This is a genomic window from Acetobacter okinawensis JCM 25146, assembly GCF_000613865.1.
In the GTDB taxonomy this organism is placed as follows: Bacteria; Pseudomonadota; Alphaproteobacteria; order Acetobacterales; family Acetobacteraceae; genus Acetobacter; species Acetobacter okinawensis.
The window spans coordinates 1-6,715 of sequence record NZ_BAJU01000071.1 but is presented as its reverse complement, the minus strand read 5'-3'; the positions used below and the strand labels follow the sequence as shown (position 1 = coordinate 6,715).

Sequence of the window (6,715 nt, the reverse complement as noted above, 5' to 3'; positions counted from 1 at the left end):
GGCGCAGCCGGGCCTGCCTCCGGCACCCTGCCGGTTTGTTGCCGTACGGCTGGCCCCCGCTCGCCCCGAACTGCGCCAGCGCATACAGGCCCGCTTTGCCAGTATGCTGGAGCAGGGGGCTGTGGAGGAGGTGCGCAGTCTGTTACAACAGAATCTGGACCCAACCCTGCCTGCCATGCGCGCACACGGCGTGCCCGAACTGGCGGCCATGTTACGCGGCGAGATAACACAGGCGGAAGCCGCCAGCCGCGCCATTGTTGCCACGGGGCAGTATACCAAGCGGCAGGCCACGTGGTTTGCGCACCATCCGCTGACTGCGGAAGGGCTGACCTGCACGGTTAATGCCTGTTTTGCCAATTCTGAGCAATTTTCGGAAAGAAAACATGACGAAATTGTTTCTTTTATTCTAAGGGGGATTGACGCACCAGACGGTGAGTCCTAAACAGACGACCTGCTCCCAATTCCGGGAAGAGAGGACGCTATGACACGCATGACTGGTTCGACCACACTGAACGCTCAGACAACCACCACCCTGCCGGGTGCGGAAGTCCTTCTGCGCGCTTTGGTCGAACAGGGTGTGGAAGTCATTTTTGGTTATCCCGGCGGTGCCGTTCTTCCCATTTACGATGCGCTGTTCAAGCAGGATCACATCCGCCATGTGCTGGTGCGCCATGAGCAGGCGGCTGTCCATGCGGCGGAGGCTTACGCCCGTTCCACTGGCAAAGTGGGTGTGGTGCTGGTCACCAGCGGGCCGGGGGCAACCAATGCGGTCACTGGCCTGCTGGACGCGATGATGGATTCCATCCCGCTGGTCTGCCTGTCCGGGCAGGTGCCAACCCCCCTGATCGGTAATGACGCGTTTCAGGAAGCGGATACAACCGGCATTACCCGCCCGGTGACCAAATACAACTATCTGGTGCGCAAGCCCGAGGACCTGGCTCCTGCGGTGCATGAGGCCTTTGCCATTGCCCGCTCCGGTCGCCCCGGCCCGGTGCTGATCGACCTGCCCAAGAACATTACGGTGGGGGATGCCCCTTATGTGGATGCAGGCGCGGTCACCCCGCGTACCATCCGCATGACCACCCAGCCTGACCGCGCAGCCATTGCGCGCGCAGTGGCCGCAATGAAGGCGGGCAAGCGCCCGCTGTTCTATACCGGTGGCGGCGTCATCAACTCCGGCCCGCAGGCGAGCGAGAACCTGCGCAGGCTGGTGGCGCTGACGGGTTTTCCCGTTACCTCCACGCTCATGGGGCTTGGGGCGTTCCCCGGTACGGATGAGCGGTTTCTGGGCATGCTGGTATGCACGGCACGTACGAAGCCAATCTGGCAACCCATGACTGCGATGTGCTGATCGCCCTTGGTAGCCGGTTTGATGACCGGGTGACCGGGCGGCTGGATGCATTCTCTCCCGGGTCGTTTAAAATCCATGTCGATATTGACCCCTCGCAGATCAACAAGATCGTGCATGTCAACGAAGGCATTGTGGGGGATGTGGGCGAGATTATCGCCATGATGATCGAGGAGTGGGAAAAGCAGCCCGTTTACGCGCACAAGGCTGAACTGGACGCGTGGTGGGCCAAAATTGAGGGGTGGCGCGCGCTGGACTGCCTGCGCTTTGGTCAGGATCAGGCGCCCGATGCGGTTATCAAACCCCAGCAGGCCATCCAGCGTATTTACGAACTGGCGCGCCAGACCGGGCGGGATACCTATGTGTCCACCGAGGTGGGGCAGCATCAGATGTGGGCTGCGCAGTTTTTCCGCTTTGATCAGCCCAACCGCTGGCTGACGTCTGGCGGTCTGGGCACCATGGGGTACGGCCTGCCCGCAGCCGTTGGTGCGCAGATTGCCCACCCCGATGCGCTGGTGCTGGATGTGGCGGGCGAAGCCTCGACCCTGATGAACATTCAGGAACTGGGGACCATTGCGCAGTACCGCCTGCCGGTTAAGATTTTCATTATCAACAACCACTACATGGGCATGGTGCGCCAGTGGCAGGAACTGCTGCATGGCTCGCGCTATTCGGAAAGCTACTCCGATGCACTGCCGGACTTTGTCAAGCTGGCGGAAAGCTTTCATGCTACTGGCCTGCGTGTTACCCGGCTGGACCAGCTGGATGCCACCATCCGTCAGGCGCTGGAGCATAATGGCCCCGTGATTGTGGACATCTGTGTTGCGGAAGGGGAGAACTGCTTCCCCATGATCCCCTCGGGGGCTGCCCATAACCAGATGATCCTTGGCCCGGAGCAGGAGGCCGTCAGTGCTACAATCAGCAAGGAAGGGCAGATGCTGGTCTAGTCCGCCAGAGTTGCTCTTGTCTGGTTCCGCCTTGTCCCTTCCGCTTTGATTGCGAGAAACATGAGTATGCAGGTCGAAGTTTCCGGTTCCGCTGTTATTTCCCTTCTGGTGGATAATGAAAGCGGGGCACTTGCCCGTATTGTAGAGCTGTTCTCTGGTCGTGGTTACAACATCCAGAGCCTGACCGTGGCGCCAGTGGACGAACACGGCCACACCTCACGCGTAAACATTGTGACCACGGGCACGCAGTCTTCCATCTGGCAGGTTAAAACGCAGCTTGAGCGGCTTGTCCCCGTCTCACGCGTGGTGAACCTGACGGCGGAAGGCCCCTATGTTGCGCGGGAAATGGCGCTGGTCAAAGTGGTCTCCTCGGGAGAGCCACGGACCGAGGCCCTGCGTATTGCACAGGCTTTTCGGGCACGGGCGGTGGATACGACCGCCAGTTCCTTTGTGTTTGAACTGACCGGCTCCACAGACAAGCTGGACAGTTTTATTGAGCTGATGCGTCCACTCGGGCTGGTTGAGGTCTCCCGCACCGGGGTTGCCTCCATTTGCCGTGGGCCGCAGACAATTCAGAACTTCTGAAGTATAGACAGGCAGCAACGCCGGGGACTAACCCCCGGCAACAGGGAGAAAAGAAGAATGGCTATGCGCGTGTATTATGATCGTGACGCCGACGTTAACCTGATCAAGTCCAAAAAAGTGGCCGTTATCGGTTACGGCAGCCAGGGCCATGCCCATGCCAACAACCTGAAGGACAGCGGCCTTGCTGACGTTGTGATCGGCCTGCGTGAAGGTTCTTCCGCAGTAGAAAAAGCCCGCAATGCTGGCTTTACGGTTATGACACCCGACAAAGCTGCTGCCTGGGCTGACGTTGTTATGGTGCTGACACCTGATGAAGGTCAGGGCGCTCTGTACACCGAATATCTGGAAAAGAACCTCAAGCAGGGTGCAGCGCTTGCCTTTGCTCATGGTCTGTCCATCCACTTCCGCCTGATCGAAGCCCGCCCCGACCTGGACGTGTTCCTGATCGCTCCCAAAGGCCCCGGCCACACGGTGCGCTCCGAATACCAGCGTGGCGGCGGCGTGCCCTGCCTGGTGGCCATTGCACAGGACAAGTCCGGCAAGGCTCTGGACATCGCTCTGTCCTACGCATCCGCCATTGGTGGTGGCCGTGCAGGCACGATCGAAACTTCCTTCAAGGAAGAAGTGGAAACCGATCTGTTCGGTGAGCAGGCCGTGCTGTGCGGTGGTCTGGTTGAACTGATCCGCGCTGGCTTTGAAACACTGGTCGAAGGTGGCTACGCCCCCGAAATGGCCTACTTTGAGTGCCTGCACGAAATGAAGCTGATCGTGGACCTGATCTACGAAGGCGGCATTGCCAACATGAACTACTCCATCTCCAATACCGCTGAGTATGGTGAGTATGTGTCCGGCCCGCGTGTGATCACGGCAGAAAGCAAGAAGGCCATGAAGGACATCCTCACGGATATCCAGAACGGCACCTTCGTGCGTAACTTCGTGCTGGAAAACAAGTCCGGCAACGTGTTCTTCAAAGCAACGCGTGCTCGTAACGATGCGCACCAGATTGAAGCCGTGGGTGAAAAACTGCGTGGCATGATGCCCTGGATCGCCAAGTCCCGTCTGGTTGACAAAACCAAGAACTAAGACTGCGGCCCTTACCGGCATAACGCTGTAAAAAAGGCTCCCTCACAGATGTGGGGGAGCCTTTTTGTCGGCACGTTCCGCCGTAGCAAATGCGGGTCTATTGCCCGGCAGAGCAGGCTCAGTTTGGCGCGCGTTCGGTGACAAAGCGCATGCCAAGCGCCATGAATGCAAGACCGGCGCAACGGTCAACCCAGCGGCGGCACCTGAGAAAGAGAGCCGAAACACGCTCAAGGCTGAGCAACAGCGTTACCAGTGCAAACCATGCAACGGCCACCGCAAACATGGCGGCAACGCAGGCCAGACCAAGATGGATGGGGGCATGTCTGGGCATGGCGGCTGCAAAAAGGCTTGAGATAAAAACCGGAGCTTTGGGGTTGGCCAGATTGGTCAGAAGCCCTGCGCGAAAATGACTGCTGCGCGCTTCTGTGGTGGCGGCTGGCTCAGTGGGTTCAGCCGTGCTGTGCCAACTGCTGAGGAACAGCTTGACGCCAATTGTTATCAGGTAAAGGCCGCCGCCGATCTTGAGTGCTAGATACAACCACGGTGCTGCAATAAAGAGTGTTCTGATACCAAAAAAACCAGCTACGCCCCATGCCGCAACACCGGTTGCAATGCCAAGAGTAGCCTGTAGGGCAGCACTGCGCCCCCGCAGGACTGCCAGACGTGTGACAAGCAGAAAATCCAACCCCGGCACAATCATGGCAACCAGCCAGAATGCGGAAACCGCAGCAATAATGGATAAATCCTGTGCCAGACCCATGGTTATGCCTCTTTCCCCTAAAATGGACGCAGATACTATGACCAGAACCCTCATTCATGCGTCAAGATATTGGAGGGAGCGCGCAGTTCTGCAGTTTTTCCTGCATTCTGCGGGTTGGGGTGCGGGTGTAAATCGACTTTGCAGGGCAAGTCCGTTATAGAGGCTGCGTTCTTCAACAGAATTGGCAAGGGGCAGTTTGTGCAGTGCGAATGGCGTAGGTCTTACGACAGGCTGGTTCCGATGCTGATCAAGGAACACTTTGGCGATCCGGGAGCACTTACCCGGCAGTTCCCGAGCATGAAGTCCACTTTCCTGTGGAAGGGCGATGACTTTATTCTGTCAGCACAGGCGTTGGCCAGTGCGGATGCCAGCATGCACGGGCTGGAACGGCTTGCCATGGAGCAGCACCGGGCAGGAGCGTGGCAGCTTGCTGGGGAATACTGGCTGATTGCAGCAGGCTGGCGCCGCAAGATGATGGATGACACCAACGAACGCCACGAGGAGGCGTTGCAGTTTGTCCTGCGTCATGTCGAATACAACAGGGCGCTGGCTGAGTGGAAGAAAAAGAAACTCGGCAGAAACGCCATGCCTTATCCGGAGCTGTTTGGCCTTTCCGATACGGAGTGCTGAACCGGGTAAGGTGGGGGCATAAATAACGTGCGTGTCTGGCCATAGCTGCCAGAGCAGCACTATTTGACCATCTTGCGGATCACGCCCATGAGCTCGTCCAGCGCATCGTCTCCGCCGTTTTCGGCTATGGCCGTGCGTACGCAGCCCTTGGCGTGGGATGTAAGAATTTGCACCCCCACACCATCCAGCGCGGATTTGACGGCGGAAAGCTGGGTTAGAATATCCACGCAGTAGCGGTCATCCTGCACCATGTTGAGAATGCCCCCGACCTGCCCTTCAATCCGTTTGAGGCGGTTGATAAGGGCTGTCTTGTCTGGCTGTGTGACGTGCCGTTCCTGGCTGGTGGCGGGGGCGGGCGTACAGGCGGTGCAGCCGGGTTTTTCTGCGGGCATGGAGCATTCTGCTGGTTGTTTAAAAACATGGGGCGCGTGGGGTAGGGTAGGTGCAACGCCGGATGGTGCAGCACCTGCCTGTCTGGTGTGGTCTGTCCCCTGTGTAGAGGGCCTGCGCACGGGATGCAAAAGTGCTACGGGCTTCAGGGGTATAAAAAGGTTAAAACCATGTGCGTACCCCAAAGGTAAAGCGGATATCTTCGGGGCCGTTGTCTGCTGTGCCGCGCCAGTTGGCGGCGTGGTTTGCTGTGTTGCCGTAATGGCCTGCGTACGTCACGGCAATATAGGGTGCAATTTTGCGCTTGAACTCATAGCGCAGGCGTAAGCCTGCATCGATGTCGGAAAAACCTTGGCTGACGTTACGCTGCGCATCGGTGTGGGAGTAGAAGTTGAGCTCCGCCTGTGGTTGCAGGATCAGACGGTTGGTAATCAGCAGGTCGTAGGAGCCTTCGAGCTTGCCCGCGACCCCTTGGGCGTTGAAGTAGGCCGTGGCCGACACATCAAAGAAATAAAGCGCCAACCCCTGCACCCCGACTGCCCCCATGCCCGTGTAGGACCACTGTCCAGGTCCAGCCGTACGCCCGCCTGTAGGTCAAAATAGGTAGAGATGGCGTGGTCATACAAAAATTCATGGTCGCCATCGGTCATATGGCCGTGCCCGTCCACTGTGCCTTCGGATTTGATCCAGAGTTTGTCATGGTCCGTGCCAAACCAGCTTTGGCCGGAGTAACGCAGCAGGCTGTCCCCCGCTGTGTAACGCCCCTCGAACTGTTCCATCAGAACATGAAAATACGTGTTGTGGTCCATAACGGGGGGCATGTTGTGCACGTAGTGCACGGTTGGCACGGGTGGTGGGGTGGCAGGCCAGCGGCTGCTGGGGGCAAGGCTGGCAGGTTGACGCGCACAGTTTGGGCCGTATGCGCTCCGCCAGTGCCAGTGCCAGTGCCAGTGCCAGTGCCAGTGCCAGTGC

General features: G+C 58.6%; 5 protein-coding genes and 3 pseudogenes. 5 read left to right on the top strand and 3 right to left on the bottom strand.

Features of this window, described 5'->3' with window-relative positions:
• The 4 genes and pseudogenes from JCM25146_RS15150 to ilvC form a co-directional block, all read left to right on the top strand.
• Positions 1–442 (top strand): annotated as a pseudogene (locus tag JCM25146_RS15150) (tRNA (adenosine(37)-N6)-dimethylallyltransferase MiaA); the annotation flags it as partial.
• Between the two features lie 48 nt (positions 443–490).
• Positions 491–2,295, top strand: a pseudogene (gene ilvB, locus JCM25146_RS20065) (biosynthetic-type acetolactate synthase large subunit).
• A 66-nt stretch (positions 2,296–2,361) separates the two neighbouring features.
• Complete coding sequence (gene ilvN, locus JCM25146_RS15140) at positions 2,362–2,880, top strand: acetolactate synthase small subunit (protein ID WP_025829071.1); 519 nt, start codon at positions 2,362–2,364, stop codon at positions 2,878–2,880.
• A 63-nt stretch (positions 2,881–2,943) separates the two neighbouring features.
• Positions 2,944–3,963 carry a ketol-acid reductoisomerase gene (gene ilvC, locus JCM25146_RS15135; protein WP_025829069.1) on the top strand — a complete coding sequence of 340 codons (1,020 nt, stop codon included), beginning with the start codon at positions 2,944–2,946 and terminating at the stop codon, positions 3,961–3,963.
• A 118-nt stretch (positions 3,964–4,081) separates the two neighbouring features.
• Here the strand turns inward: ilvC and JCM25146_RS15130 are convergent, their stop codons facing one another.
• A complete protein-coding gene (locus JCM25146_RS15130; RefSeq protein WP_025829067.1) occupies positions 4,082–4,723 on the bottom strand; it encodes a LysE family transporter in 642 nt (213 codons plus the stop codon).
• Between the two features lie 138 nt (positions 4,724–4,861).
• On the opposite strand from JCM25146_RS15130, the gene JCM25146_RS15125 reads away from it, so the two are divergent.
• Positions 4,862–5,353, top strand: coding sequence for a hypothetical protein (locus JCM25146_RS15125; protein ID WP_242401185.1), 492 nt, complete (start codon positions 4,862–4,864; stop codon positions 5,351–5,353).
• 59 nt (positions 5,354–5,412) lie between these two features.
• Here the strand turns inward: JCM25146_RS15125 and JCM25146_RS15120 are convergent, their stop codons facing one another.
• Entirely contained in the window at positions 5,413–5,745 is a 333-nt protein-coding gene (locus tag JCM25146_RS15120; RefSeq protein WP_025829064.1) for a metal-sensitive transcriptional regulator, read from the bottom strand.
• 160 nt (positions 5,746–5,905) lie between these two features.
• Positions 5,906–6,715: pseudogene (locus JCM25146_RS20060) on the bottom strand (copper resistance protein B); the annotation flags it as partial.